Below are 25012 nucleotides of genomic sequence, written 5' to 3'. Positions count from 1 at the left end.
TGTTAAAGTATATATTTAATGTGGTAATCTACTAAACTTTCAATTGGTTTCTGAACTACATGTCCCACATTTAAATTAAGTTCTGTTGCTACAGAACGTAGTGTATTTTCATAATAATAAGCGATGGAGCCGATGAAATTAATCTCAGCTTCATACGCTTCCTCATAAGGGAGAACCTGGTATTCGAAGAAATTCTTCATTTCGTCAAAAACCATATCCCTGAAGTAAGGATGATCTTTTCTTTCGATTACAAATTTGGTAAAATTTGCCAGATAAGCATTGGGTCTTGGGGTATGGTACATGTTTTTCAATGCATCCTCCACTGTAAGCTGATAGTCTGCTTCAAATTCTTTATGAAGGTCTGCAGGCAGCTTTTTCATAAAATATCTGCGCACCAGCTGCTTTCCGATAGCGCTTCCGCTTCCCTCATCCCCTATCAGGAATCCGAGTGAAGGTAATTCTATCTTTACATTTTTACCGTCAAAAAAACAGGAATTTGACCCTGTGCCCAAGATGCACACGATAGCAGGTTTTCCGCTGTAAGCCGCATACGCAGCAGCCATCAGATCTTCCTTCACAATAATCTCTGCTTTTCCAAAAACTTTTTTCAGTTCTTCCTCTATGGTTTCGCAGTTTTTTTTCACCCCGCATCCTGAACCATAAAAAAATACTTTGGTAATTGAATTTTTAACCGATATCAGATTGCTATTTTTCTGGATTTCCGGAGCAATAAGCTCCCTGTTGATAAAATTCGGATTGAAACCGATTGTTTCTGTTTTCAGAAAAACTTTTTTAAAGTCATCAAGAATTACCCAATCCGTTTTAGTAGAACCACTATCTACAATAGCAACCATATTTTAGATTTTAATTTAAGGATGCTAAATTATGAATTTATCTTCAATTAGCATTTAAAACAACCTGGAAGCTGTCTAAAATCATTAATGCTTGATTTGTGTTTTTTTTTCATTGAATTGTAAAAGCCAATCTTCTATTTCATCTTCAAGATAGGAAGTCTGCAATTCCATCGCATTGATAAAATCATCAGGTACCGGCTCACCAGTGGAGTTTTCAAGATTCCACAATTCGTTTGACATATTTTCATATTCGGAATACACTCTTTTGAAGCGGGAATTTTCTTTTTCAAGAGCCTCAATATTTTCTGTTGAAGCTGGAATTTTCTGTATTTGTTTTGACGTTTCATACAAATATTATTAATAATTGGGTCATAAAATGTAGGAGGATATGCTCTTAGCTGCACACTACAAGATAGAAAAAACCATCAACACAAGGCGTTGAAAATGAATTTATTATCAGGTCTTAATTACATCATTCTGAATATTAAAATTAGACATATTTTTTATTAAAAAAAATATTTTAACAACTTTTTTCAGTGTTTAACATATAGTTATAAATTTGCATATTCATATTGTGGGGCCGTATAATTTTGGGTACTATAAAACCATTATGGCAAGGCAGGAATCCGTAAGATGTTTATCTGCTGAGAAGTATCTCATTTCAGTACGCTATACAATATGTACAAACATGTTTAGTTTTATAATCATTAAATGAAAGAAATACTCTTACGCCAGAAGCAGGTTTTGTTCTTCATCATTGCAGGAGGACTGAGTGCTATTGTAGAGATAGGCAGCTTTAAAATTTTCAGCACTTATCTTCCGCACTTCATTGTAAAAGAAACCAACTTTTATGGTGTGCATTATCCTCTGAGTAATATTTTCTCTACCAGCTGCGGGATTATTACCAATTATTTTCTGAGTATATGGTTTGTATTTGAAAGAGGAAAGCATTCGAAGAGAAAAGAGTTTGCTTACTTTATGATAGTATCCTTTTTTTCGACAATGCTCAGCTTAGGATTTTTCCAGATTTTCTACAGTTTCATATTTAAAGATAATATCAATTTATTTTTTTATACCTTGAGCCCGGAAATGATCAGTAAAATTGCTGCAATATTGCTGGTGTCCATTCTGAATTATTCAATTAAAAAGAAAGTAATTTTTAACGGTTAGGCTGTGACAAAAATTTTAAACTATCTCTGGAGATTCTGGTTGCTGCTGCTGGCATTTTTTCTGACCGTTACACTCGGAATCCCGGTATATATTTTATCTTTTAATAAAAAACATTATAAATACGGTTATAAGCTTGTCAGGCTCTGGTGTTTCGGAATGTTCTACGGAATGGGTTTCCGGTATGACCTTATTAAGCTCTCCACCCAGGAAAAAGATAAAAATATACCATACGTTTTTATCTCTAACCACACCTCTATCATGGATATTATGCTTGTCTGCATTTTGTTTCCTGATCATCCGATTTGTTTTGTAGGTAAAAAAGAACTGGTAAAGATTCCGATTTTCGGAACTATATATAAAAGGATATGTGTCATGGTAGACAGGGCAAGTGCGCGAAGCCGTGCTGATGTGTACCGCAGATGTGCTGAAAAAATGGAAGAAGGTAACAGCATTGCCATTTTTCCGGAAGGCGGCGTACCCGATGATACTTCTGTTATCCTGGATGATTTTAAGGACGGAGCTTTTATGCTGTCCTCAAAACATCACTCCCCTATTGCTGTTTATACCTTTATCGGACTCAAGGAAATGTTTCCTTTTGAAAACTCAAAAGGCTATCCCGGAAGAGTAAAGGTTTATTTCAATGGAATTATTGAACCTACTGATTCGCCCAAAGACCTGAAGGCAGAGGCTTATGAGGAAATAAAAAAAACCTTAATCAGGTATTCCGTTGAAAGTAAATAGTTATATTTGTTTGTGAAATCTATAATAAATATGTCAAATTATTCTAAGCAAACCAATTGGGCCCAATTCATTCCGTTGGTTACTGTATTCTTCTTTTGGGGATTTGTAGCAGCCAGCAATGATATTCTGATCCCGGTTTTTCAAAAAGCCTTCAATCTATCTCAAACTGAAAGTATGCTGGTCCAGATATGCTTTTATGTAGCGTATACTGTAGGATCCTTAATTTATATGATTGTATCCAAGAGTCTGAAACAGGACCTGATCAACAAAATCGGATACAAAAACGGTCTTATTGTAGGACTTTTGATTTCTGCACTGGGAACACTGTTGTTCTACCCTGCTGCCAATATGCATTCTTTTCCTTTAATGATCTCCGGATTATTTATTGTAGGTTTAGGATTCTCTCTTCAGCAGATTGTTGCCAATCCACTCGCTATTGAGGTAGGTCCTACGGAAACAGGATCACAAAGGTTAACAATGGCGGGAGGAATCAATAACTTAGGAACTACTATCGGACCACTTATTGTTTCGTTTGCCATCTTTGGTTCTGCAAGTGCTGCCAATACGGAAGCGAGTGTGGAAAGTGTAAAAATACCTTATCTAATACTGGGAGCAGCTTTTGCGCTTGTGGCTTTAATGCTTAAATTTTCATCACTTCCTGCAATCACTCCAACCAACACTGAGAATACGGATGATGTAATTCCGGGAGAACACAGAACTTCTGCATTCCAGTATCCTCAATTGGTTATGGGAATGATCGCCATCTTCGTGTATGTAGGAGTAGAGGTTTCTACAGCAAGTAACCTTCCTGCTTATATGGAAAAAAGCCTTGGATTTGAAACGAAAGAAGTAGCTCCTTATATTTCGTTGTATTGGGCGTCATTAATGATTGGCCGTTGGACAGGTGCTGTAGAAGCATTTGATGTGAATGCAGGTTTCAAAAAAATCTTAAGATTCCTGGCTCCTTATCTGGCGTTCGGCGTATTTTTATTGGTAAACGCTATTGCCAACCATGATCTTTCTCCTTTCTATGTATATGGATTTATCATTGTTGCTATGATTATCTGTGATATTTTAAGTAAAGGAAACCCGGCAAGGATGCTTTTAATCTTCTCTTTAGCAGGAATTACAGCTCTGCTTATAGGAATGTTCACTACAGGAATGATATCTGTGTATGCATTTACCAGTGTAGGTCTTTTCTGTTCTACTCTGTGGCCATGTATCTTTGCATTGGCAATCAACGGACTTGGAAAGTATACCAACCAGGGATCCGGATTCCTTATTATGATGATTATGGGAGGCGGAATCGTAAGTATATTACAAGGGTATATTGCAGATATCACAAATATTCACTTCAGTTATATCGTGGGGGTTATTTGTTTTGCTTATCTTGCATTCTATGCGATCCGTGTGAGTGGAATCTTAAAAGCTCAGGGCATTGATCTTGATAAAATATCTAAAGGCAGTGGTCATTAATATAACAAAAACAATATATAAGAAGAAAAGATTTTGGGCAGGTGTATTACTTGCCCAATTTCTTTTATTTTATGGTTTCTCTAAATCCAAAATGATGGTTTCTTTTTTTGAAAGTTTTTTTGAACTTCAAAAAGGAATCCACCAGGTGTTGTTCAGCTGGATTTCGTTTTCTGTTGGAGATTTGATTTATATTGTAGTAAGCATTTTTCTTTTATATTGGGTTATAGCTTTATTCAGGAAGCAGCGGAGGCATGAAGCGATGATGAAAATCCTCATCTTCATTAATGCTTTTTATTTCACTTATCAGGTGTTTTGGGGAATGCTGTATTTCCAGACTCCTGTTATTAAAAAGCTCTTAAGCCAGGATGAGCCTAATGTGAACAAGGCAAAAAAACTGGCTCTTATTTATCTTGAAAAGTGTAAGGTTACCAGACAATCTGTTCATGAAGATAATAAAGGTGTCTTTATGATCACAGACTTGACCTCTATACAAAAGGAAATCCTGCATCAACAAGCAAAATTACCTTCTTATATTTCCAATAAAAAAGCGCCTCAGATTTTAAATATTAAACCCAGCTTGTTCAAAAATGTAATGAACTTCACGGGAATACTCGGATACTACAATCCTTTTACTGCCGAAGCCCAGTATAACTCTGAACTGCCTCACACTTTTATCCCCTTCACCACTGCTCATGAAAGTTCTCACCAACTGGGATTTGCCAGAGAACAGGAGGCTAATTTTGTGGGATATTTAATAGGAATTCATTCCAGCAATCCGGAACTGAGATACAGTACGGAGTTTTTCACTTTAAAAAGTCTTTTAAGATTCATTGTGGAGGAAGATCCTGAGTTTGTAAAGAATATTCTTCATCACTATTCTCCGGCTATGCAAAGAGACCGTGCTTATGAAAAGAGCTTTATTTATCGCCATCAGGGCTGGCTGGATGACTTCTTTGGATTTACTAATAATCTGTTTCTGAAAAGTAATCAGCAGGAAGGCGCTGTTACGTATTCTTACTTTATAGATCTTCTCCTAAACTATGAAAAATAGATAAAAAAAGAATCGTATCAGGCGATACGATTCTAAAAACACAAATGATGAAAAAAAATTTATTACCTTGACTTGTTCCCTCATTCAAGGCGATGTAAAAGTACGACATATTTTATAAATACAAAAAAAATTCCGTCCTTTTTTAAAACTTTATGAAAACTTTATGATTTTTTAAGTTTTTTTGAGTTTATATGTTCTTGTCACAAATTAAATCAAACATCTTTATTTACAGCCAAAACAGCATTAAAAGCACATACAGGCTATTAAATACTCAAAAATCTAAACAAATGTTTAAATAAAAAATATTCGTTTTCTATCAGGTTTTTCTCATTTAAAAATTGGAGTTATTGCTGTATTATGATATGATATCTCTAAAAATTGCGATTCTAAAATTCTGGAAATTGTGAATATAAAAACGAATGGAGTTTTATATCCATTCTGTTTATTGTCCCAAACTAAGAATTTATATTTTATGCAATTGAGATCCGCTACTCATTATCAAACCTTATTTTCTACAGGATCATATCCGGAAATTATTTCTGAGAAGAGATAAAAAAACATGATTCTAACAATACATTATAGAAAATAAAATACTGAGGATCAAATAAAATCCAACAACAATCGTTTATATCTCACTAATAAAGGAGATTTTTTTTTGTATATTTAAAACATCTGTGTATTTTAGATAAAAATATTAATATGATTTTTGACAAACTAATTAACCACCTTAAACTAGATAAACAGGAATTTATTTTCCAGTTCAACTCACATCCCAATTACCCATCTGCATTGGCATTCAGTGATACGCTGAACTTTATGGGGGTAAAAAATGACGCCTATGAACTTGACAAAGAATATTGGGACGAACTTCCGGAAGAATTTATCGCTATTGTTGAAAATTCATTTTCCCTTGTAAAAAAGTCAGGAAACAATTATTCAGTATATTCTGAGAAAGCAAAGACCTTTGGAAAAGAAGAGCTTTATAATAAATCAACCGACTTTGTACTTCTGTTTGAGAAAACGGAGAATGCAGAAAACAAACTGACATTCAATTTCAAACCGGTTCTGTACATTATTTTCGCTGTTGTTCTTGCTTATTCATTTATAAGTCAAACCATTTATGCGGCCGTATTCAATCTTCTTTCGTTAGCCGGAGTTTATATTTCTCTGGAAATTTTCAACCAGAAATTTGGAAATACATCTACCGTTATCGGAAGTATATGCGGAGGCGGAAATACTGCTGCCAGCCAGACAGCCAACTCGTGTGATAAGATTATAAAACAGGATAAAACAAGCATTTTAGGCTTAAAATTCGCGGACTTTTCCCTGATTTATTTCACAGGACTTACAGTATTGGGTTTATTCTTACCGGCTACAGCTTATATTGTAAAAGGATTTACATTCGTTTCTGTACTTGCAATCGGGTATTCATTATATATCCAGGCATTTGTAGAAAAAACATTTTGTAGAGTATGCCTGTTAATTATTTCAATCCTTGCAGGGCAAATTGTAATAAGCAGTTTACTTTTTGATAACCTTTCTTTCAGTGTGGGAGCACTTTTACTGACAGTTATCCTGTGGGCGCTTGTTTTCTCTGCTGTTATTTATTTCAACACTCTTCTTGAGCAAAAAGAAGCGCTTCAAAAATCGAATGCGAAAAATCTCAGATTCAAAAGAAATTATGAGCTTTTCAAAGATCAAATGATGCAAAATCCAAAAATAGAATTCCAGGATACCGAAACCTTTGCTGTTGGAAAAAGAGATTCCAAACTTCGCATATCAATTGTTTCCAATCCATATTGTGGTTTCTGTAAAGATGCTCATAAACTGGTAGAAGGCCTTTTGGAGAAATATCCAGATAATCTCTCGTTGCAGATGAGATTCAATTACAGTCCTGACAGAGCTCCTGAAAAATATACTCAGCTTATTTCAGACTTAACTCATATTTATCATAACAAACCTGAAAACGAGTTTTTACATGCGGTAGAAGAATGGTTTGAAACCAAAGATGAAAATAAAATTAATGCTCTTGCAGGAGAAAAAGTAACATCCGAAAATCTGAACCCATTAGTAGAAATGTCTAAGGAAAACAGTAATGCAGGATTAAGCTTTACCCCTATCTTTATTATCAACGGATATCAGTTTCCAGACAAGTATGATCGTGAAGATATTTTATTCTTTATTGATGAATTAATAGAGGATGATGAGATTTAGTAATTAAATTTTATGCATTTGAAAATTTCACTATCTTAGGAAAAACAAAATAACCATCTGAAAAGATGTAAAAGAGTAGAAAAACGGTGACAAATGGGACTATTTCCAGTGTACCATTTCATTGAATTATAATTGAATTAAAGCAAAAATGTCGCCATTCACCGGCGGCATTTTATAATGAGTAGTAGTTTTGAAAAAAAAGTTTCCTTTTTATAAGCAGCCAGATACCAAAGACTGCGGCCCTACATGCCTCAGGATTGTAAGTAAGTATTATGGTAAAAGCATATCCCTGCAGCAGATTCGTAACCTTTCCGAGACAACGCGTGAAGGAAGCAGCCTTCTTGGACTGAGTGATGCGGCAGAAAACCTTGGATTCAGGTCAATGGGAGTCCAGATCGATTTCAATACCCTTACAGAAGAGGTTCCTTTTCCTTGTATAGCACACTGGAATAAAAATCATTTTGTTGTCGTATATAAAATTGATAAGAATAATAAAGTATATATTTCAGATCCCAGTTACGGACTCATCACTTACACACGGGAAGAGTTCATCAGATCCTGGATCGGAGAAAATGCAAATGAAAATACAGAAGAAGGAATTGTTCTTATCCTTGAAACAACTCCGGCATTCTTCCAGACAGAATTTGATGCTGAAGAAAGTAAGGCAAGTTTTACATTCCTTTCCAAATATCTTCTTAAGTATAAAACACTTGTCATTCAGCTTGCTATCGGGCTTTTGGGAGGAAGTTTACTTTCCCTGATATTTCCGTTTCTGACCCAAAGTATAGTAGACGTCGGAATCCAGAACCAGGATATTAATTTTATCTATGTGGTTTTACTTGCACAGATCATGCTATTCCTGGGAAGAATGGGAATTGAGACTATCCGAAGCTGGATTCTTCTTCACCTTTCCGCAAGAATCAATATTTCCATCATCTCCGATTTCTTTATCAAACTCATGAAACTTCCTATAAGTTTCTTTGATACAAGGATGACTGGAGATATCATGCAGCGAATAAATGACCACCACAGAATTGAACAGCTTCTTACAAGTTCTTCACTGAATACTTTATTCTCACTGGTCAATCTTATTATTTTCAGTATTGTATTGTTATTTTATGATTACAGGCTTTTCCTTGTTTACCTTGTAGGAGCTGTATTATATGTTGGCTGGATCAGTTTCTTCCTGAAAAAAAGAAAAGAACTCGATTATAAAAGATTCTCCCAGGTATCTCAGGAGCAGAGTAAAGTGATCGAGCTCATCAACGGTATGCAGGAAATTAAAATGCATAATGCCGAAAAACAAAAACGATGGGATTGGGAATTTCTTCAGGTAAAACTGTTTAAAATCCGGATAAAATCTCTTTCACTGGAGCAATGGCAATCCGTGGGAGGTAACTTTATTAACCAGATGAAAGATATTCTGGTAAGTTTCCTTTCTGCAAAACTTGTGTTAAGCGGAAATCTTACCTTAGGGATGATGCTTTCCGTTCAATATATCATTGGGCAGCTGAACAGTCCGCTTCTTCAGCTTATCGATTTTATCAAACAGACTCAGGATGCTAAAATTTCCCTTGAAAGATTGGGCGAAATCCATGATAAAGATGATGAAGAAGATAAGAATGAACAATACGTTATGGATATCCCGAAAAAAGATATTGAAATCAAAGATATGTCGTTCAGATACATCGGTTCCGATGTTCCTGTTTTTGAAAACTTAAATCTTACGATACCTTATCAGCAGACAACTGCTATTGTAGGCGCCAGCGGAAGCGGAAAAACAACTTTATTGAAACTGTTGATGAAGTTCTATGATCCTGACCAGGGTGAAATCAGAATCGGGAATACCAATATGAAAAATATTTCCCCGAGATACTGGAGAGATCACTGCGGAGTAGTAATGCAGGAAGGTTATGTATTCAATGATACTATTGCCAACAACATTGCTGTTGGTGAAGATCATATTGATAAGCAAAAATTAAGACGCGCCGTAGAAATTGCCAATATCAAAGAATTCATAGAAAGTCTTCCATTGAGTTATAATACGAAAATCGGGAATGAAGGTGTGGGAGTCAGCGGTGGCCAGAAGCAAAGGTTATTCATTGCAAGGGCTGTTTATAAAGCTCCGGAATACATTTTATTTGATGAAGCTACTTCTGCACTGGATGCCAACAATGAAAAAGTGATTATGGAAAATCTTGAACAGTTCTTCAAAGGCAAAACGGCTGTAGTTATTGCCCACAGACTCTCCACAGTAAGGCATGCCGATAAGATTATTGTGCTTGATCAGGGAAGGGTGGTAGAAGAAGGAAGCCACGCTGAGCTGGTAGATTTAAGAGGAGAATATTACAGACTGGTAAGAAACCAGCTTGAATTAGGAAATTAAATAAGATAAAGTCACCTATAGCGGAATCCGAAAAGCTTACAGAGTAGGAAAAATAAAAACTAATATTAATTATGAAAAATCTTAAAAAACTTTCGAGAAAAGATTTGACATTTGTCAGCGGCGGTGTTATCATTCCGGACAACAACTGCTGTGGATCGTGGTGTCTTGGCAGCTGGGTACCATGCCACATAAAGCATTTTGAATGCCCGCCGGATGCAGACACTTCGCCACCATCATGGTATGACGGGAACTGCCCAATTATTTAAATTATATTCCCCCTGAAATATTGGGGGAAATTTACCTCAGAACAATGAAAGAAGACGTTTTAGACAATATTGAACTCCGCTCAGAAAGCGTACAGGATATTCTTACCCAGCCTCCGCATTGGATGATCCGCTGGGGAAATACCGTTATATTTGTTATTCTCCTGCTTATCCTTCTGATGAGCTACATTATAAAATATCCGGAATTTGTACCTGCTCCTATTATTGTAACTTCTCAGAATCCTCCTGAGAAAATAGAAGCAAGGACCAGTTCTAAAATTGAAAAAATATTCATAAAAGACCACCAGGAAGTTAAAAAGAATGATGTACTGATGGTGATGCAGTCTGCAGCCAATTATAAGGATATTTTAGAGCTGAAAAAACTGGTGGATTCTATTACACCTGATAAATTATACACCTTCCCTATTGCCCAGGCTTCAAGGTTTAAACTGGGTGAACTACAGGGTGAATATAACAGTTTTGCCAAAGCATTTCAGGATGAAGCACTCTTTACAAGGTTACAACCTTATGCGCCTGAAAACCTCGCTGCCAACCAAAGTATTTCTGAATATAGAGTGAGAATTGCTACTTTAAAGCAGCAGAAAAACCTTGAATCCATTAAATATGACCTGACTAAGAAAAACTTCAACAGATCTCAGGAGCTATTCAACCAGGGTGTTATTTCAGCGATGGAACTTGAAAATGAAAAGATCAAATATCTTCAGGCTCAGCAAAACCTTGAGAATATTAAAATCTCCATATCACAAATGGATGAAGGGATCTCCAACCTGAATAAAACCAAAAGCGGAACTGCCATTAATACAGAAAAAGACAGAATTACATACTCTTCACAGACTTTACAACTTCTTGAACAGCTGAGAAAATCGTTAAAACAGTGGGAACTGAACTATCTGGTGATCTCATCCACAGATGGTGTTGCCAGTTTTCAGCAGTTTTTCGGCGAGAATCAGTTCGTAAAGGTAGGTGAACCTATCCTTTCTATTCTTCCTAAAAATAAAGAGCAGTTGGTAGGCAGAATGTCTGTTCCTACAACAAACTCAGGAAAAATAACTCCGGGTGAAAAAGTACTGATCAAACTGGACAATTATCGATTCCAGGAATATGGTATCATTGAAGGAAAAGTACAGAATATCTCTCTTATTCCTGATGAAAAAGGGAATTATTATGTAGACGTTATTTTACCAAAAGGATTAAAAACAAGTTATAACAAAACACTCACGTTTGATAAAGAACTCCGGGGCAGTGCAGAGATCGTGACACAAGACCTGCGACTGATTGAAAGATTTTTCTATCAGATCAGAAAACTCCTTGGATATCAGCTTTAATAAACCAATAGGAAAAAGGTAAGAGCCGTTCTGCAAATTGCAGAACGGCTCTTACTTTATATTTTAATTACTACAGATACTGAAAATTACCGTCGATTGTTTAAACAAGCCATTACACGCATTATCCGACTCAATGAAATATCTTCTATCATGAAAATCCAGATATTCCAAAAATAAGCTATAGAAAAGCGAATATGAGGAAATAGCTGTACATAGTTAATGCATAAAACTGTAACAAAAATAAACAACGGATATTCCCTGGATTTTATTCTAAGAAGCCAAAATATTTAAAAAAGGAAATCTTTTAGAAGAATTAAAAGATACAGTTATGATACTTTTAAAATTAAAAACCGCAATCATTAAATCAATGATTGCGGTTTATTGTAGCGAAGACGGGAATTGAACCCGTGACCTCAGGGTTATGAATCCTGCGCTCTAACCAACTGAGCTACCTCGCCGTTTTGGTGGTGCAAATATAGAAAATATTTCTTTACCTCCAAAATTATTTTACCTTAAAATATTCCAAAACATCACCAACATGATCTGGTTTGCTGATTATCTTATTGTTAGCATCTAAAATAAAATACGTCGGAGTTGCATGAATATTGTACGTATCTGTATAACTGCTGTTCCATCCTCTCAATTCCGAGTCATTCACCCATGGAAATGCGGCAATCTTTTTGGTATAAGAATTCTTATCCACATCTAAAGACAATCCTACAACCTGAATATTTTTTGATTTAAGATCATTGTATTTTTCAAGAAGCTTAGGAAGCTCAGTTTCACAATGTGAACAGGTGGATGACCAGAATACGATAACCTTCTTATCTGCTTTTATATCATGTAAAGATTTTGCGGTGGTATTCACAGCTGACTGAAACTTATAATTAGGGAAAACAGCTCCTATTTCAGTGTTTGCATTCGATTTTAAGGTAGAAGCAAGCCTGTCAGTAATGGTACATTTAAGATTTTTAGCAAGAGACAAATATTTGCTCTTGTACTCATCCATCTGATATGCATCAAAGATATCAATCAATTCGGATAATACGGTTTGCCCTCTTGGCGTCTCTACTTTTAAACGGTCTAAAAGCTTATCAACAGAAGCTGTAACATTTGTATTTCCTCCTGCGTTAAGATAAGCCACCAAAACCGGTCTCAATAATGATGAGCTTTCAAGCATATCTCCTGATTTGTCCAGAAAGTTGATGATCTCTTCCTGATCTACTTTTTTGACTGAATCTGGTGAGTTAGAAATAAATTTACTGTAGTTCGTATTATAATAAGCAATAAACGGATGTTGTGCTGCATCAATAGTGCTTGAAGTCCCGGAAAGCCTGTCAATTTCGGTTTTCAGGGCTTTTCCAAAGTCCGTATTGTCTTTATAGTATTCTTTGATTTGTGTTAAAGCCGGCAAAATAAGCTCTTTCTTTTGTGAACCTTCCTGCTGTTTGCTCATCAGGCTATTTGCCTCATCAAGATAAATAACATCTTTAACTTTATTATTCTGGACATCCAGTTTAAAGTTTACGTTCTTATTCTCAGAAATAAAGCTTACCGTATTGTTAGAACCGGGAAAATAAACTTTCATCATCCCCATGTAGTTACCCGGATATTTAAAAGTCCACGTACCATTCTTACTTTGTTCTTTAGTAACAATAATATCTTTTGAGCCGTTTAATGTATATAGAATTGCGTCCTGATCTTTAAAATCTGCAGGAGTCTGGATTGTGACCGTAAATTGAGCCTGCAAAGCAAATGCAGCTAAAACCGCAGATAGCGTATAAATTTTTTTCATAGAGTAAAAATAAAAAAACTCCCTGAGTAATCAGAGAGTTTAATATTATTTTAATAAAATTTTATGCTTTTACGCTTTTGTACTTTTTTGTAAAGTAGACAATAAATACAATTGCTACGATACCAAGTACATATACATACATATCAATTGGTGAGGCTGGTGATGGTGATCCGGTACCATTTCCCCCGTTTCCTCCTCCTCCCGGAATTGGTGGAGCTGCATTTACTAGAGATATAGCAAAGAGAAAAAACGCCAGGACTAGTTTATTAATAGTTTTCATGTGGTTTATTTTAAGATTTTAGTGTTAACAGTTTCTCCCTTATCAGAAACGATTTTTACAATGTAAGAGTTTTTAACTGAGCCATCAAGCTCAATTACAAAATCTCTGGATGTTTCAACCGCTTTTTTAGAGATTACCAGTTTACCGCTCATATCATAAACTTGAATGTCCGCTTTTTTCCATTTTGGATCAAATCTAACAATGTAATTTGTAACAGATGGATCGTAAACAACAAGTGTTCTCGAAATACTAGGAGCTGCCTTATCTACAGCCAGAGTAATATTACTTGGCTCACCATAATACAAGTTAGCTTCCTCATTTGTTACAGGTACAATATCACCTTGTTTAGCCTGTAGTAAATTTCCATTTTCCGCTTTATAGTAGAAACCAATTCCTGAAGATAACTGGTGTGCACCGGCAGGAATAAGTTCTGCATTTTCTCTGATCTCGAACTTATAAGATTTAACCTGATCAAGCTTATAGTTAACTAACTTAACATTTTTACCTTGGAAGTTATTCTCATTAGCTTCATTAATATATAACCAATAGTTGGTATAGTTGTTATCATACCCACCATTCAATGCTTCTTCGTAAGTACCAATAATTCTTGTACCTGCTGAACTTTGAACTGTTGTAGCTGCAGAAACCTGGTGCCCTGTTGTAAATGATGGAGAAACCACATAATATGTTCTGGAAATCTCATTACCATTAGCATCAAGACCGATTACTCCAAGCTGCTTCACTGTATTGGATGTGTTCTTACCAGCCATTCTAGCTGCATTTACACCGTTAGGAGTACCTGCAGTTCTTGCTGTTGATTTAAATCTTCTTAGAGGATTAAAGTCTAAAGTCTGAACTGTATTGTCTCTTAACTTTATTTTAAATGACTGCATAGGTTTAATCACCATTTTATCTAAGTTGACATCACCAACTGCCGGAGCTACTCCGTCACCTGTCGGCACGTAAGTAACCACCTGAGCACCTGTAGCATAAGTAGAACCTCCAGGAAGTGTAACAATAGTACCAGGGTTATATTCAATACCCCAGATGTTTCTTACCGCATTTCCATCTGACCCTGTAACGCTTTCAGTGTATCCGATATTAGATAAATCTATATTAGTTAGATAAGGGTTACCAAATTGATAGAAGTTCTGACCAAATGTTCCAGCCCATGGGCTTAGAGTAAATTCAAATGAATCATCAAGGTAAGTATTATACTTTTCGCTGTAAGAATTCAAAGCGTTACCACCATTTCCAAATACGACATTGGAAGGGCCAACGTTAGATTTTCCTGCATTCTGCAATGAAGCAGTTCCAGCCAACGGGGCAAATGGTCTACCGTTAATATTGAAAACTGTTCCTGTAGCAGGTGCACTTGGATTCCAATCATTGTTGGTAACTTTCAGCATATAATACCCTGAACCATCAGCTGTAGTAGTTGCTAAATCTGTAAAATGTGCAGAAACTGCATTACCGTTATCCCACTTTAGAATTGGATTGCTGTATCTACCTGTATTGAAGGTTTTACCAACCTCTGTAGATAATGAACCTAAAGCTTTACCATAGAAAGGCAAAGCGACTTGCTGGAAATAATTACCACTACCATTACTTGTAGTTCTGTATTCTTTAGTTACAATACCTGTAATATTGGACTGGGATAGTCCATCGATGTACAGCTGGCCATACGTGGAAGTAGCAAAGGAAGCAGGGGTATTTAGTCTTAAGATGATATTACCGCCATCTGTCTTATCAGAACCTGCAGCGTCTATTGTCTTAAAAGCATCTGTACCAGATCCTACAATCATTATATTTCCATGTACGTCCAAAAGGCCATTACCTTTTGTTTGTACACCTCCACCACTATAAACTAGGGTGCCTTCGCTCACATACATATTAGCATTAGTGTCAACATGACATAGTATCTGCGCCTGAACAGAATAACTAATTGCTAAAAGACCTATAGCAAATAAACTTTTTCTCATTGTATAAATTATTTGTGTGTTAATACAATCTTCACCCGCAAAGGTATTATTATTTTTCTTAAAAAAAAAATTTTTTATCTATTAATCAAAACATTATCCTCCGTTAAGATGATCTCTTTCTCCTCTCCTATTGAAAACATATAGTCTTCTAGAACTTTTTCGGTAGTACCTCTCAGACCTCTTGCTCCCAATCCTTTTTCAATAGTTTCCTCTACGATTTTTTCAATTGCTCCGTCTGTAATAACCAAATTTGTGCCATCCATTTTGAAAAGTTCCACAAATTGATTCACGATAGAGTTTTTAGGTTCCTTCATAATTCTTACCAAAGTCTCTTTTGTGAGTTTATCGAGGTAAGTGATAATCGGAAATCTTCCTAAAAGTTCCGGAATTAATCCGAAAGTACGAAGATCAATCGCATTAATATTTGTTAATATATACTCATCTTCATCAGTTTTATTGATTTTTTCAGAGCTGAAGCCGATGGCCTGCTTGTTCATTCTTCTTTCGATGATCTCTTTGATCCCATCAAAAGCTCCTCCTGCAATAAAAAGGATGTTCTGTGTATTTACCTGGATATATTTCTGGTCCGGGTGTTTTCTTCCTCCCTGAGGCGGAACATTTACGATACTTCCTTCCAATAGCTTCAGCAATCCCTGCTGCACTCCTTCTCCGGAAACATCTCTGGTGATACTCGGGTTATCTGATTTTCTGGCAATTTTATCAATCTCATCGATGAAAACAATTCCTTTTTCAGCTTTTTCAACGTCATAATCCGCCACCATCAGAAGTCTGGAAAGGATACTTTCAACATCTTCCCCCACATACCCTGCTTCTGTTAAAATAGTAGCATCCACAATGCAGAAAGGTACATTAAGTTCTCTTGCAATCGTTTTTGCCAAAAGGGTTTTACCTGTTCCGGTTTCCCCTATCATGATGATATTTGACTTTTCCAGCTCTACTTCCCTGTTTTCGTCCTGAGCATGAAGTAATCTTTTATAGTGGTTATACACAGCAATTGAAAGCTGTTTCTTTGCCTGATCCTGACCAATTACATACTGATCAAGAAATTCTTTGATCTCTTTTGGTTTTTTAAGCTCGTCCATGCTTTCTGCAGGCGAGTATCCTGTTTTGGATGCACTGTCTTTTACAATAGCATGTGCCTGCTCTATACAATTTTCACAAATAAAACCATTCTGCCCGGAAATCAGCATCTGTACTTCACTTCTTTTTCTGCCGCAGAAAGAACATTGGTTTGAGTTCATATGATATAATATATATGTATATGTTAAAGAAAATCGTAAAAAATTACTTTTTTACGATTTTCCGGTTGTTAAGAATTAATAATTGAGTTTTGAATCTCTGTATATTCTTCGTTCGTTAATTTTAATCTTTCATTTCTGAAATTCATATCTTCCATCTTATTTAAAGGAATCAGATGGATGTGTGCATGCGGAACTTCAAGTCCTACCACCGCTACTCCTACTCTTACACATGGAATTGCAGTTTTGATCTTCTTGGCTACCTCTTGGGCAAATCCCCAAAGGTTTTTGTATTCTTCACTTTCAAGATCAAAAATCAAATCCACTTCTTTCTTAGGGACTACTAAAGTATGCCCCTTCACCAAAGGCATTGCGTCTAAGAATGCGATAAAGTTTTCATTTTCTGCAATCTTATAAGAGGGAATTTCGCCATTGATGATTTTTGTGAATATAGTGCTCATTTTATCAGAAGTTTGGTTAGATGTTTTAGAAGTTAGAAATAAAAGAAATATCAGACTATAAAGAAATGTCTAATACTTCAAAAGACAGTTTGTTTCCGTTCGGTAAAGTAATTTCAGCTGTTTCGCCGATAGCTTTTCCTAACAGACCCTTTGCAATAGGTGTGTTCACAGAAATCTTTCCTGTCTTCAGGTCGCTTTCATTATCCGGTACCAATGTAAATACCTGTTCCTGCTTGGTAGCATTATTTTTAAGTTTCACTGTTGTTAAGATTGAAACTTTTGAAGTATCTAATTGGCTTTCGTCTATAATTTTAGAAGTAGAGATGACATCTTTCAGCTTGGAAATTCTCATTTCAAGCATACCCTGAGCCTCTTTGGCCGCATCATATTCTGCATTTTCAGACAAATCTCCTTTGTCTCTAGCTTCTGCGATCTGCTGAGTAATTTTTGGTCTCTCCACAGTTTCCAACTGTTCCAGCTCAGCTTTCATTTTCTCTAAGCCCTCCTTAGTTACATAGCTTGCCATAATTTTCAAAATTTAGTTTTAGTATAAAAAAATAATCCGACATTTGCCGGACAATGTTTTCGTGTTGTAATCGTTTAATTTTTACAAATATATAAAAATTTAAATTGAAATGAAAAAAACTTTTTCAATCTTATCTATTTTCAGCTTATTGATTTTCAGTAATTTAACTATAAACTCATGTGGAAGCAGAGAAGATACGGTGAACTGCTTCCCGAATGTTCCTATCAATGTATCGCTTAACCTGAACCTTCCGGCGTACTACCCTTTGAACAATATCAACGGCTGGATCTACGTCAACGAGCAACAGTCCGGAACGAGAGGATTAATTATTGTCCGAACAGCAAACGGATTTAAAGTATATGACAGAAATGCTCCCCATATATGCCCTGACAGCAATACCACTTTGGAGGTGAAAGACAATATTTCTATTATATGTCCTCAGGATAATACAAGATGGATTTTAAGTACGGGACAGCCGGAATCAGGAGCTAAAACATCTCTTCCTCCCAAAACTTATCCGTACAGCTATGATACACCAAGCAAAACTTTAAATGTTTATTATTAGAATATAAAATGAAGATCGTTATACAAAGAGTCTCTGAAGCTAATGTAAAAGTGGAAGGAAAGATTGTAGGTGAAATCGGTAAAGGGCTGATGCTGCTGGTAGGTGTAGATGAGAATGATGAAAAAACAGATGCAGACTGGCTTGTACAGAAGGTTTTAAATCTAAGAATCTTCGGGGATGAAGAAGATAAGCTCAATCTTTCTGTGAAGGATATTTCCGGAGAAATCCTTTGCATCAGCCAGTTTACATTGATTGCCGATTATAAGAAAGGAAACCGCCCTTCTTTTATAAAAGCAGCGAAACCTGATAAAGCGGTTCCTCTTTTTGATTATTTTAAAGAAGAAATAAGCAAATCCGGATTGAAAACAGAAAGCGGAATCTTCGGGGCAGATATGAAAGTATCCCTGATCAACGACGGACCTGTAACCATTGTAATGGATTCTATTACCAAAAGCTAGGCTTGAAAGATGAGTAACAAAAATATAGTCATTGCTTATCTGGCAGTGACTTTAATTTTTCTGTTCGGGATCATAATAAGCCTGAACCACTATAGTCTTGCTGGCTATTATACAGACAAGATAATTAACTGGCTTTGGCTTGCAATGACTGTTTTTATTATTATCCGCTTCTGGAAGAAAAAAGGAGTTAAAGTATATTTTGGTGTTTTGATATCAGGAATTATTCTGAGCATACTGCCCATGATGATCCCTTTTTTCAATATTCTTCTGTATTTTTCTACCCTGGGCTGTGATCAGCAAATTAAGCTCAATGATATTTACAGAATGGAAAGAGGCCGTCCGGGAGCGCTATATAATCCTATGATCACGATTTACAAAAAAGAGGGGATTTTTGAAAAGCAAACAGCAAGGGTTCTTTACAGAGATATAACGGAAGACATTTTGCCACCATCACTGCAGAGAATTACAGATGAGAGAGAGCTACCCATTCAGGAGGCTAAACTGGTGAATGTGAACAACGACAGCATTGGTATTGAATACCACATTAAGAATAAGAAGAAAGTGATTTATCACAAAAATAAATTAAACTGGTTTGATGATCTGTAAAGATTCAATTGATAAACCTCAACAATGCCATTCAGTGATTCTGGATGGTTTTTTATTGTTTAACCTTTAAAAGCTCCTGCACAAAAGGCAAAGAAAAAAATCAAAAAATAAACTCACAAAAATGTGATTTGTTTTTATTTTATTACTACTTTTGATGTAAATCAAATCTGATTTACAACCATTTAACAAAATAGTATGAAAACAAAAATCAACCTTTTCGCATTGTTTGCGTTCTGTGCTTCCCTGTCTTTTGGGCAGGACAGCCAGCACAGGATGGCTAATGATCAAAATTCAATTATGTATGTATGCTTTTCAAAAGGCATTAATTCAGAAAAAACAGCATTCAGCCGAAATGCTGATCTGGAAAAGTTTTCAAGAGAGAATCACATTTCGTTCAGGTATGATCTTGATTTTACGGACAGTAAGCTTGATGAAATGGCCAGAAACAGTAAAGCCATCGGAAATTCCACAGAGTCTGTAGAAAAGCTGAAAAGAATTTATAAGGCTGATCTTCCACTTCAGAACACAGAAACAACAGAGAAAATTATCCGCACTCTGGAAAGGTTTCCAGAAATAGAATATGTGTCTGTCATGAGTGCTGATCCTGTTGAACCTCCTTTGGTCAATGCTTTTGTGGCTACACCGGATCTGGAAAGCCTTCAGACTTACCTGAACGACAATCCGGGTATTAATGCAAAATATGCATGGTCAAGAGGAATTACCGGACAGAATATCCGTGTAAGGGATGTGGAATATGGTTTTTACAAAACACATGAAATGCTTTCCAATCAAAACGCTATACAGCTTGAGCCCGGATATTCTCCTAATGCAGGATTAGCGAATAATAATTACCGTGACCACGGGACTGCAGTAGTGAGTATTTTAGGTTCAGTTAAAGATAATATCGGACTTACAGGAGCTGCCTACAATACTTCTGAAATAAAAGGCTATATGGAATGGACCACTGTGGGATACAACAGAGCTTCTGCAGTGAGCAGATCTATCAACGCATCTCAGGCTGGCGATATTATTTTATATGAAATGCAGACCGGTGGCAAAGATGGCCAGTATTGCCCTGCTGAGTATGACCAGGTCATCTGGGATCTTACAAAAGCGGCTACTGATTCAGGAATTATTGTTATTGCTGCTGCAGGTAATGGTAACCAGAATCTCGATGATCCGTTTTATGCCAACTATCTTGCGAGAGGAAACAGTGGAGCTATCATCGTAGGTGCGGGATCTCCCAATACCACCCATTCAAAACTGAGCTTCAGTACTTATGGAAACAGAGTGGATGTTCAGGGTTGGGGAAGCAGTGTACTGGCAGCAGGCTACGGATCTTACGCGAAATATGACAATGATAATAACAGAACCTATAATTATTTCAGTGGTACGAGTTCTGCTACGCCGGTGGTGTCTTCTGCAGCTATTCTGATCCAGTCTTTTTATCGCCAGACAACAGGACAATATTTAACACCTACGGCGATGAAGAATCTTTTGATTTCTACGGGAATTCCGCAGGGAGGAACTGTAACGGGACAGAAGATAGGCCCTCTTCCTAATGTGAAGAATGCCATACTTCAACTGGAAAGTAAATTTGCCACCCCTGTTAAAACCTTAGCTGCATTAGAAGTTAAAATTTATCCTAACCCATCCAGCAGCAGCATTGCTATTCAAAGTAATGAAAATAAAAAGCTGGATATTGAAATCATTAATTTTCAAGGACGTACAGTAATTAAAAGTTCAGTTTTACCTGATGAAAAAATTGATATTTCCCAACTGCCTACAGGTCAGTATATCATTAATATCAATGAAGGTCAGAGAAGAGTTGTTGAGAAATTAACCAAAATATAGTTTTAAAATTTTACATCATTTTACTTCACATTAAACCCTCTTCCGGAATACTGAAAGAGGGTTTTTAATATCAATTTTTATAGGTCTTATTGTGCAGGAACGCTGTTGAAGTTAAGCGCTACTTTTATATTCATATCTGAAGAGGTTTGATTCTTCAATTCATAAACTGTTCTTACTGTCAATCCGGAACTTTTTACAATTTCATCAAGAAATCCTGTATCATTCAAATCCAGATTTAAGCTGGAAGAATTGGTGGAGATATTGGAACGTGATGCAACCAGTCTTTCTCCTGTTCCGTTGGATGAAACATAGATCTTCACGCTTTTAAATGCACTCAGATTGCCTCCCGAAGGAGAAGCTACAGAAATTTTTGCATCTGATATTCTTACATCTTTAATTTTTGCATTATTATTACCTCCAAACCAGGTCTGCACATTGGTAGCTGTTGCAGTGGAAGAAATTTCTTTATCAGCAGGTACTCCCGTAGATACCAAGACATTCGTTGTGTATGGAAATGTATTCTGAACCAGCGACTGTACGGTTCCGCAACTTACGAGTACAGCTGAGGCGGCCATTGCTGTTAGAACTATATTTTTCATAATTGTAAATTTTTAAATTTCAGAATTTAGTTTGCAGAAATTGTACCAAATTGATTGGTTTTATTCTACAGTTACTGTAAAGCTTCCTTTGGTATTTCCGGAAGCCATATTACTTTTACCGATAATCAGCCATACTTCTCCTTTTCCGGGAGTGTCATAAGTAATTTCCCTTCCGAAAGGTCCATCATAGTTCCCGTTCGGTAATCTGATCTGATTGAATCTGATATTGAAGTCTTTTTCTTTTGTAGAAATTTTTGCTTTAATATTCGGACGGTCATAATGGGTTAGTTTTAAAACAAAGTCCTGATCATCTTTTGTAAATTCTTCCCCTATAGTAAAAGGCAACTGGTTGGCATCAGCCGTTCTTATAATCTGGCCCTCTTTTTCATCTCTCATGACACCTTTACGAAGAACTTCTTTGGTAGCCGGTGCATTGTTAATAATTGAATCTCTTTTTATCAATGCAGCAGAATCACTTTTCACAGAAGAGTCCGGCATTTCTGTTACGACTGTGGAATCTTTCTCCGGAACGCTGGTCACGGCAGGCTCTTTTTTACAGGCAACAATCATCAAAGGGATTAACAATAAGCTTTTTTTCATAATAATTAATTTTAAAAGTGATCAACCAATATTCTGTTGAGCTCAATTAAATGCTAAAACTGTTCCAATTCATGCAACGGTTTATTTTCCGGCTGTATTACTTTTTCATGATTTGTTCCTGCCCATTTGAATGTGAAGTACATAAAGTTGAGCATCATCCCTATCAGGGCAGTAATGCCCCAAGTCTTGGTATATTCCATCGGATAGATGAACCTTACTACAATATCTGAGAAAAGACCAAAAGGATTATTGAGCACATCCCAGCTGTTCCATCTCAGAAATCTTCCCAGATAGACTCCAAAGCTGCTCATAAAAAGGAAAAATATAATTAAACCGGTAATGAAATTTCTTCTGGCATAATCTGAAAGACGCTGTTCAATATCTTTAAGGCTGATAAAGCCACAGATCAGACCCGTCCAGGCATAAGAAAGAATCACAACCAGATCATACCAGATCGGAATCTCGTTTCTTGCTCTCAGATGAAAAAGATCTGTAAGAATATAGGGCGAATTGGGAAAAAACAAAATCCAGATTATAATAATAAATGCCAGCGAGATTCTACTTCTGATATTAAAAGCCAGAACCAAAGAACTTAATAATAAAGGGATCCATGCCAGAAAGAGGTTCCAGTTGAGAAATAAAAATACTTTTGTTTCACTGATATAATATCTGAAAACAGAGAGGCTGAAACAAAATACAGTCATCAATATAAGGAGCATACTGATTGTAAATCTTGAAGATTCTGTGAGCTTTTTCATAATCAGTTATTGAATGGTTTGATAATAGATAATTTTGGAAAGAAACGTTTTGGATGTTTCATTTTTTACCTTTTTCTGCAGTGTCTTTTTAAGCTTTTGATCATTTTTTGCATCTGCATACTTCAACAGCGCTTTTTCACTGAAATTGACAGACGTTAAATAATAGTTCACTGCAAAATCTTTTCTTTTCATATTCTGAGCAGTAATAAAACCGCCCCAATTGAAATAGCTGCACAATAAAATGGTTCCGTAAACGTACCAGATCATGGTATTGATAAGGAAAATATTTCTTTTTTTCTTTTGAATTTTAATAAAAGTTAAAGCCAGACCGATCATTGATAAAACAAGGAAAGCAAAAACTCCCAGTCTTTTATAGGTAAATCCGTAATTAACGATATACTCATAATTTTTAAGGACCGCAGACAAAACAAGAGCAGCATTAAGGAAAATCCAGATTTTAGCTAATGTTTTTAACAGACCAGCTTTCGGATCAAAATTAAATCCTGACTTAAAGTAGAACATGATTACCAGGATGGCCATGACAATAGACATGATCACAGCATTTACTCTTTCATGGGTTTCTTCTGACAGCTGAACAGGAGTTTTTACCGCTTCATAAAACTGTTCGTAGTTGTACGTAATAATAAAGAATACCAATAGTATATTCAGCAAAATAAAAGAAATCACTCCACTCATTCTTTCTGCATCAATATCAAGAAAAGAATAAGTAGCCTTTGGGATCCGGGCATCTTTGCTAAACTCATTATCCAGAACATGATTGTTTTTATAGATCAGCTTTTCTACAGCATAATTCCAGTAATTGAAGGCAATAAAGAATCCTAAAACAGACAGACAGAATACCTGCCACAGATTAATATCCAGCTCATAATCTGTGAAAAGAGCTGCAAAATGATTGCTTCCTGCAGAATAAATTCCAAAGAAAACGGAAACCAGGATCAGCGGGATCAAAATGAAAGCCAGCGTTTTTTGCCATAATCCGGGAATATTTTTCTTTGGCAGCCACTCATCAAAACTGAAAAAACGGCAGAATGAAGTACAGCAATTAACGACAAAAACCGGAATTAAAAAAACGATTTTTAATCTTTTGTTCTTCGACTTATATCCCAGTAAAAGCAATGAACTTACGACAGCAATAAAAGACGGGAAGTCTCCGAACCAGGCAAACGCAATGCCGGACAGGATGCTTGTCACAAAAAGGGTGTACAAAGTTCCGGTTCTGTTTTTTTGCTGTGTTCTGAACAGGGTCAGTACGGCATAGGCAATTCCAAGAATTCCAAGGTTCAGCCCTACTTCCTGATCATAGAAGACAATGACAAACAAGAGGGCTGTAAGAAATATATAATGATGTGTTTTCATGAGGTTAATTATTGAAAGATTTAAAATTTAAAGGATTGAAACACTTGATCTATAGATACAGAGATTAGCAAAAATTAAAATTTGGAAACATTGGAAAGAAACTCAAAGTATACGATGAAATAGATTAAAGCAATAGGGATATTAAGCAATAACAGAAGCACAGAGTTCCCGTTTCTTTTCTTTCCGGAGATATCACTCAGAAACTCCATCAATTCATATAAAGTGATTAACAGATTCACTACAGCTGCAATCATCACATAATAAAATCCCAATACAATGAGAAATTCGGCTCTTGTAATCCAAAACAAAAGCAGTAAAGATGTACCCAACAAAAAGGAGATTAAAAATGTCTTCTCCCCCAATGGACTGAATTTTATTTTTCTCATTATCT

General features: G+C 36.0%; 24 protein-coding genes and 1 tRNA gene. 11 read left to right on the top strand and 14 right to left on the bottom strand.

Annotated features, from left to right (window positions below; all coding sequences use genetic code 11):
* Positions 1–2 precede the first annotated feature (2 nt).
* Entirely contained in the window at positions 3–854 is an 852-nt protein-coding gene (locus EL165_RS19330; protein WP_002981715.1) for a BadF/BadG/BcrA/BcrD ATPase family protein, read from the bottom strand.
* Positions 855–938: 84 nt separating this feature from the next.
* The gene (locus EL165_RS26365; protein ID WP_232529140.1) at positions 939–1094 is read right to left on the bottom strand and encodes a hypothetical protein; all 156 of its coding nucleotides are present in this window, start codon (positions 1092–1094) and stop codon (positions 939–941) included.
* Between the two features lie 471 nt (positions 1095–1565).
* Between EL165_RS26365 and EL165_RS19320 the strand changes: the two genes are divergently transcribed.
* The 7 genes from EL165_RS19320 (at position 1566) to EL165_RS19290 (ending at position 11501) form a co-directional block, all read left to right on the top strand.
* Entirely contained in the window at positions 1566–2024 is a 459-nt protein-coding gene (locus EL165_RS19320) for a GtrA family protein (RefSeq protein WP_002981717.1), read from the top strand.
* Positions 2025–2027: 3 nt separating this feature from the next.
* Complete coding sequence (locus tag EL165_RS19315) at positions 2028–2765, top strand: lysophospholipid acyltransferase family protein (protein WP_002981718.1); 738 nt, start codon at positions 2028–2030, stop codon at positions 2763–2765.
* Between the two features lie 30 nt (positions 2766–2795).
* Positions 2796–4241: an MFS transporter gene (locus tag EL165_RS19310; protein ID WP_002981719.1), complete on the top strand. Its 1446-nt coding sequence runs from the start codon at positions 2796–2798 to the stop codon at positions 4239–4241.
* A gap of 91 nt (positions 4242–4332) precedes the next feature.
* Entirely contained in the window at positions 4333–5292 is a 960-nt protein-coding gene (locus EL165_RS19305; RefSeq protein ID WP_081457792.1) for a DUF3810 domain-containing protein, read from the top strand.
* A gap of 699 nt (positions 5293–5991) precedes the next feature.
* On the top strand, positions 5992–7506 hold the full coding sequence (locus EL165_RS19300; RefSeq protein ID WP_002981722.1) for a vitamin K epoxide reductase family protein: 1515 nt from the start codon (positions 5992–5994) through the stop codon (positions 7504–7506).
* Between the two features lie 190 nt (positions 7507–7696).
* Positions 7697–9892 (top strand): peptidase domain-containing ABC transporter, encoded by a 2196-nt coding sequence (locus EL165_RS19295; protein ID WP_002981723.1) that lies wholly within the window; start codon positions 7697–7699, stop codon positions 9890–9892.
* Positions 9893–10202: 310 nt separating this feature from the next.
* A complete protein-coding gene (locus EL165_RS19290; RefSeq protein ID WP_002981725.1) occupies positions 10203–11501 on the top strand; it encodes an HlyD family secretion protein in 1299 nt (432 codons plus the stop codon).
* Between the two features lie 384 nt (positions 11502–11885).
* Here the strand turns inward: EL165_RS19290 and EL165_RS19285 are convergent.
* From EL165_RS19285 to greA, 7 genes are all read right to left on the bottom strand, one after another.
* Positions 11886–11959 (bottom strand) — tRNA-Met (locus tag EL165_RS19285).
* A gap of 44 nt (positions 11960–12003) precedes the next feature.
* A complete protein-coding gene (locus EL165_RS19280; RefSeq protein ID WP_002981726.1) occupies positions 12004–13296 on the bottom strand; it encodes a TlpA family protein disulfide reductase in 1293 nt (430 codons plus the stop codon).
* Between the two features lie 61 nt (positions 13297–13357).
* Complete coding sequence (locus tag EL165_RS19275) at positions 13358–13576, bottom strand: hypothetical protein (RefSeq protein ID WP_002981727.1); 219 nt, start codon at positions 13574–13576, stop codon at positions 13358–13360.
* 5 nt (positions 13577–13581) lie between these two features.
* Positions 13582–15558, bottom strand: coding sequence for a T9SS type A sorting domain-containing protein (locus EL165_RS19270; protein ID WP_002981728.1), 1977 nt, complete (start codon positions 15556–15558; stop codon positions 13582–13584).
* 74 nt (positions 15559–15632) lie between these two features.
* Positions 15633–16820, bottom strand: a complete 1188-nt coding sequence (gene clpX, locus EL165_RS19265) for an ATP-dependent Clp protease ATP-binding subunit ClpX (protein ID WP_041461926.1) — start codon at positions 16818–16820, stop codon at positions 15633–15635.
* Positions 16821–16888: 68 nt separating this feature from the next.
* A complete protein-coding gene (locus tag EL165_RS19260) occupies positions 16889–17278 on the bottom strand; it encodes an HIT family protein (protein WP_002981730.1) in 390 nt (129 codons plus the stop codon).
* Positions 17279–17333: 55 nt separating this feature from the next.
* Positions 17334–17804, bottom strand: a complete 471-nt coding sequence (gene greA, locus EL165_RS19255) for a transcription elongation factor GreA (protein WP_002981731.1) — start codon at positions 17802–17804, stop codon at positions 17334–17336.
* A 109-nt stretch (positions 17805–17913) separates the two neighbouring features.
* Here greA and EL165_RS19250 point away from each other — a divergent pair, with 109 nt between their 5' ends.
* The 4 genes from EL165_RS19250 (at position 17914) to EL165_RS19235 (ending at position 21287) form a co-directional block, all read left to right on the top strand.
* Positions 17914–18369, top strand: a complete 456-nt coding sequence (locus tag EL165_RS19250; protein WP_002981732.1) for a hypothetical protein — start codon at positions 17914–17916, stop codon at positions 18367–18369.
* 8 nt (positions 18370–18377) lie between these two features.
* A complete protein-coding gene (gene dtd, locus EL165_RS19245) occupies positions 18378–18827 on the top strand; it encodes a D-aminoacyl-tRNA deacylase (protein WP_002981733.1) in 450 nt (149 codons plus the stop codon).
* A 9-nt stretch (positions 18828–18836) separates the two neighbouring features.
* Entirely contained in the window at positions 18837–19433 is a 597-nt protein-coding gene (locus EL165_RS19240) for a hypothetical protein (RefSeq protein WP_002981734.1), read from the top strand.
* Between the two features lie 195 nt (positions 19434–19628).
* A complete protein-coding gene (locus EL165_RS19235) occupies positions 19629–21287 on the top strand; it encodes a S8/S53 family peptidase (protein ID WP_002981735.1) in 1659 nt (552 codons plus the stop codon).
* An 86-nt stretch (positions 21288–21373) separates the two neighbouring features.
* On the opposite strand, the gene EL165_RS19230 is transcribed toward EL165_RS19235, so the two are convergent.
* The 5 genes from EL165_RS19230 to EL165_RS19210 all read right to left on the bottom strand — a co-directional run bounded on the left by EL165_RS19230 (position 21374) and on the right by EL165_RS19210 (position 25007).
* A complete protein-coding gene (locus tag EL165_RS19230; protein ID WP_002981736.1) occupies positions 21374–21886 on the bottom strand; it encodes a hypothetical protein in 513 nt (170 codons plus the stop codon).
* A gap of 60 nt (positions 21887–21946) precedes the next feature.
* Complete coding sequence (locus EL165_RS19225) at positions 21947–22486, bottom strand: hypothetical protein (RefSeq protein WP_002981737.1); 540 nt, start codon at positions 22484–22486, stop codon at positions 21947–21949.
* Positions 22487–22539: 53 nt separating this feature from the next.
* Positions 22540–23244, bottom strand: a complete 705-nt coding sequence (locus EL165_RS19220) for a DUF1361 domain-containing protein (RefSeq protein WP_002981738.1) — start codon at positions 23242–23244, stop codon at positions 22540–22542.
* 6 nt (positions 23245–23250) lie between these two features.
* Positions 23251–24621 carry a DUF4153 domain-containing protein gene (locus EL165_RS19215; protein WP_002981739.1) on the bottom strand — a complete coding sequence of 457 codons (1371 nt, stop codon included), beginning with the start codon at positions 24619–24621 and terminating at the stop codon, positions 23251–23253.
* A 74-nt stretch (positions 24622–24695) separates the two neighbouring features.
* Entirely contained in the window at positions 24696–25007 is a 312-nt protein-coding gene (locus EL165_RS19210; RefSeq protein WP_002981740.1) for a hypothetical protein, read from the bottom strand.
* Positions 25008–25012 lie beyond the last annotated feature (5 nt).

This window comes from Chryseobacterium gleum, assembly GCF_900636535.1.
In the GTDB taxonomy this organism is placed as follows: Bacteria; Bacteroidota; Bacteroidia; order Flavobacteriales; family Weeksellaceae; genus Chryseobacterium; species Chryseobacterium gleum.
This window is presented reverse-complemented; position numbering and strand designations above follow the sequence as displayed.

Bases quoted from the DNA above. Each gene is read 5' to 3' on its own strand.
- EL165_RS19330 (WP_002981715.1), bottom strand. From the start codon at position 854: ATGGTTGCTATTGTAGATAGTGGTTCTACTAAAACGGATTGGGTAATT.
- EL165_RS26365 (WP_232529140.1), bottom strand. From the start codon at position 1,094: ATGTCAAACGAATTGTGGAATCTTGAAAACTCCACTGGTGAGCCGGTA.
- EL165_RS19320 (WP_002981717.1), top strand. From the start codon at position 1,566: ATGAAAGAAATACTCTTACGCCAGAAGCAGGTTTTGTTCTTCATCATT.
- EL165_RS19310 (WP_002981719.1), top strand. From the start codon at position 2,796: ATGTCAAATTATTCTAAGCAAACCAATTGGGCCCAATTCATTCCGTTG.
- EL165_RS19305 (WP_081457792.1), top strand. From the start codon at position 4,333: ATGATGGTTTCTTTTTTTGAAAGTTTTTTTGAACTTCAAAAAGGAATC.
- EL165_RS19300 (WP_002981722.1), top strand. From the start codon at position 5,992: ATGATTTTTGACAAACTAATTAACCACCTTAAACTAGATAAACAGGAA.
- EL165_RS19290 (WP_002981725.1), top strand. From the start codon at position 10,203: ATGAAAGAAGACGTTTTAGACAATATTGAACTCCGCTCAGAAAGCGTA.
- EL165_RS19280 (WP_002981726.1), bottom strand. From the start codon at position 13,296: ATGAAAAAAATTTATACGCTATCTGCGGTTTTAGCTGCATTTGCTTTG.
- EL165_RS19275 (WP_002981727.1), bottom strand. From the start codon at position 13,576: ATGAAAACTATTAATAAACTAGTCCTGGCGTTTTTTCTCTTTGCTATA.
- EL165_RS19270 (WP_002981728.1), bottom strand. From the start codon at position 15,558: ATGAGAAAAAGTTTATTTGCTATAGGTCTTTTAGCAATTAGTTATTCT.
- clpX (WP_041461926.1), bottom strand. From the start codon at position 16,820: ATGAACTCAAACCAATGTTCTTTCTGCGGCAGAAAAAGAAGTGAAGTA.
- EL165_RS19260 (WP_002981730.1), bottom strand. From the start codon at position 17,278: ATGAGCACTATATTCACAAAAATCATCAATGGCGAAATTCCCTCTTAT.
- greA (WP_002981731.1), bottom strand. From the start codon at position 17,804: ATGGCAAGCTATGTAACTAAGGAGGGCTTAGAGAAAATGAAAGCTGAG.
- EL165_RS19250 (WP_002981732.1), top strand. From the start codon at position 17,914: ATGAAAAAAACTTTTTCAATCTTATCTATTTTCAGCTTATTGATTTTC.
- dtd (WP_002981733.1), top strand. From the start codon at position 18,378: ATGAAGATCGTTATACAAAGAGTCTCTGAAGCTAATGTAAAAGTGGAA.
- EL165_RS19240 (WP_002981734.1), top strand. From the start codon at position 18,837: ATGAGTAACAAAAATATAGTCATTGCTTATCTGGCAGTGACTTTAATT.
- EL165_RS19235 (WP_002981735.1), top strand. From the start codon at position 19,629: ATGAAAACAAAAATCAACCTTTTCGCATTGTTTGCGTTCTGTGCTTCC.
- EL165_RS19230 (WP_002981736.1), bottom strand. From the start codon at position 21,886: ATGAAAAATATAGTTCTAACAGCAATGGCCGCCTCAGCTGTACTCGTA.
- EL165_RS19225 (WP_002981737.1), bottom strand. From the start codon at position 22,486: ATGAAAAAAAGCTTATTGTTAATCCCTTTGATGATTGTTGCCTGTAAA.
- EL165_RS19220 (WP_002981738.1), bottom strand. From the start codon at position 23,244: ATGAAAAAGCTCACAGAATCTTCAAGATTTACAATCAGTATGCTCCTT.
- EL165_RS19215 (WP_002981739.1), bottom strand. From the start codon at position 24,621: ATGAAAACACATCATTATATATTTCTTACAGCCCTCTTGTTTGTCATT.
- EL165_RS19210 (WP_002981740.1), bottom strand. From the start codon at position 25,007: ATGAGAAAAATAAAATTCAGTCCATTGGGGGAGAAGACATTTTTAATC.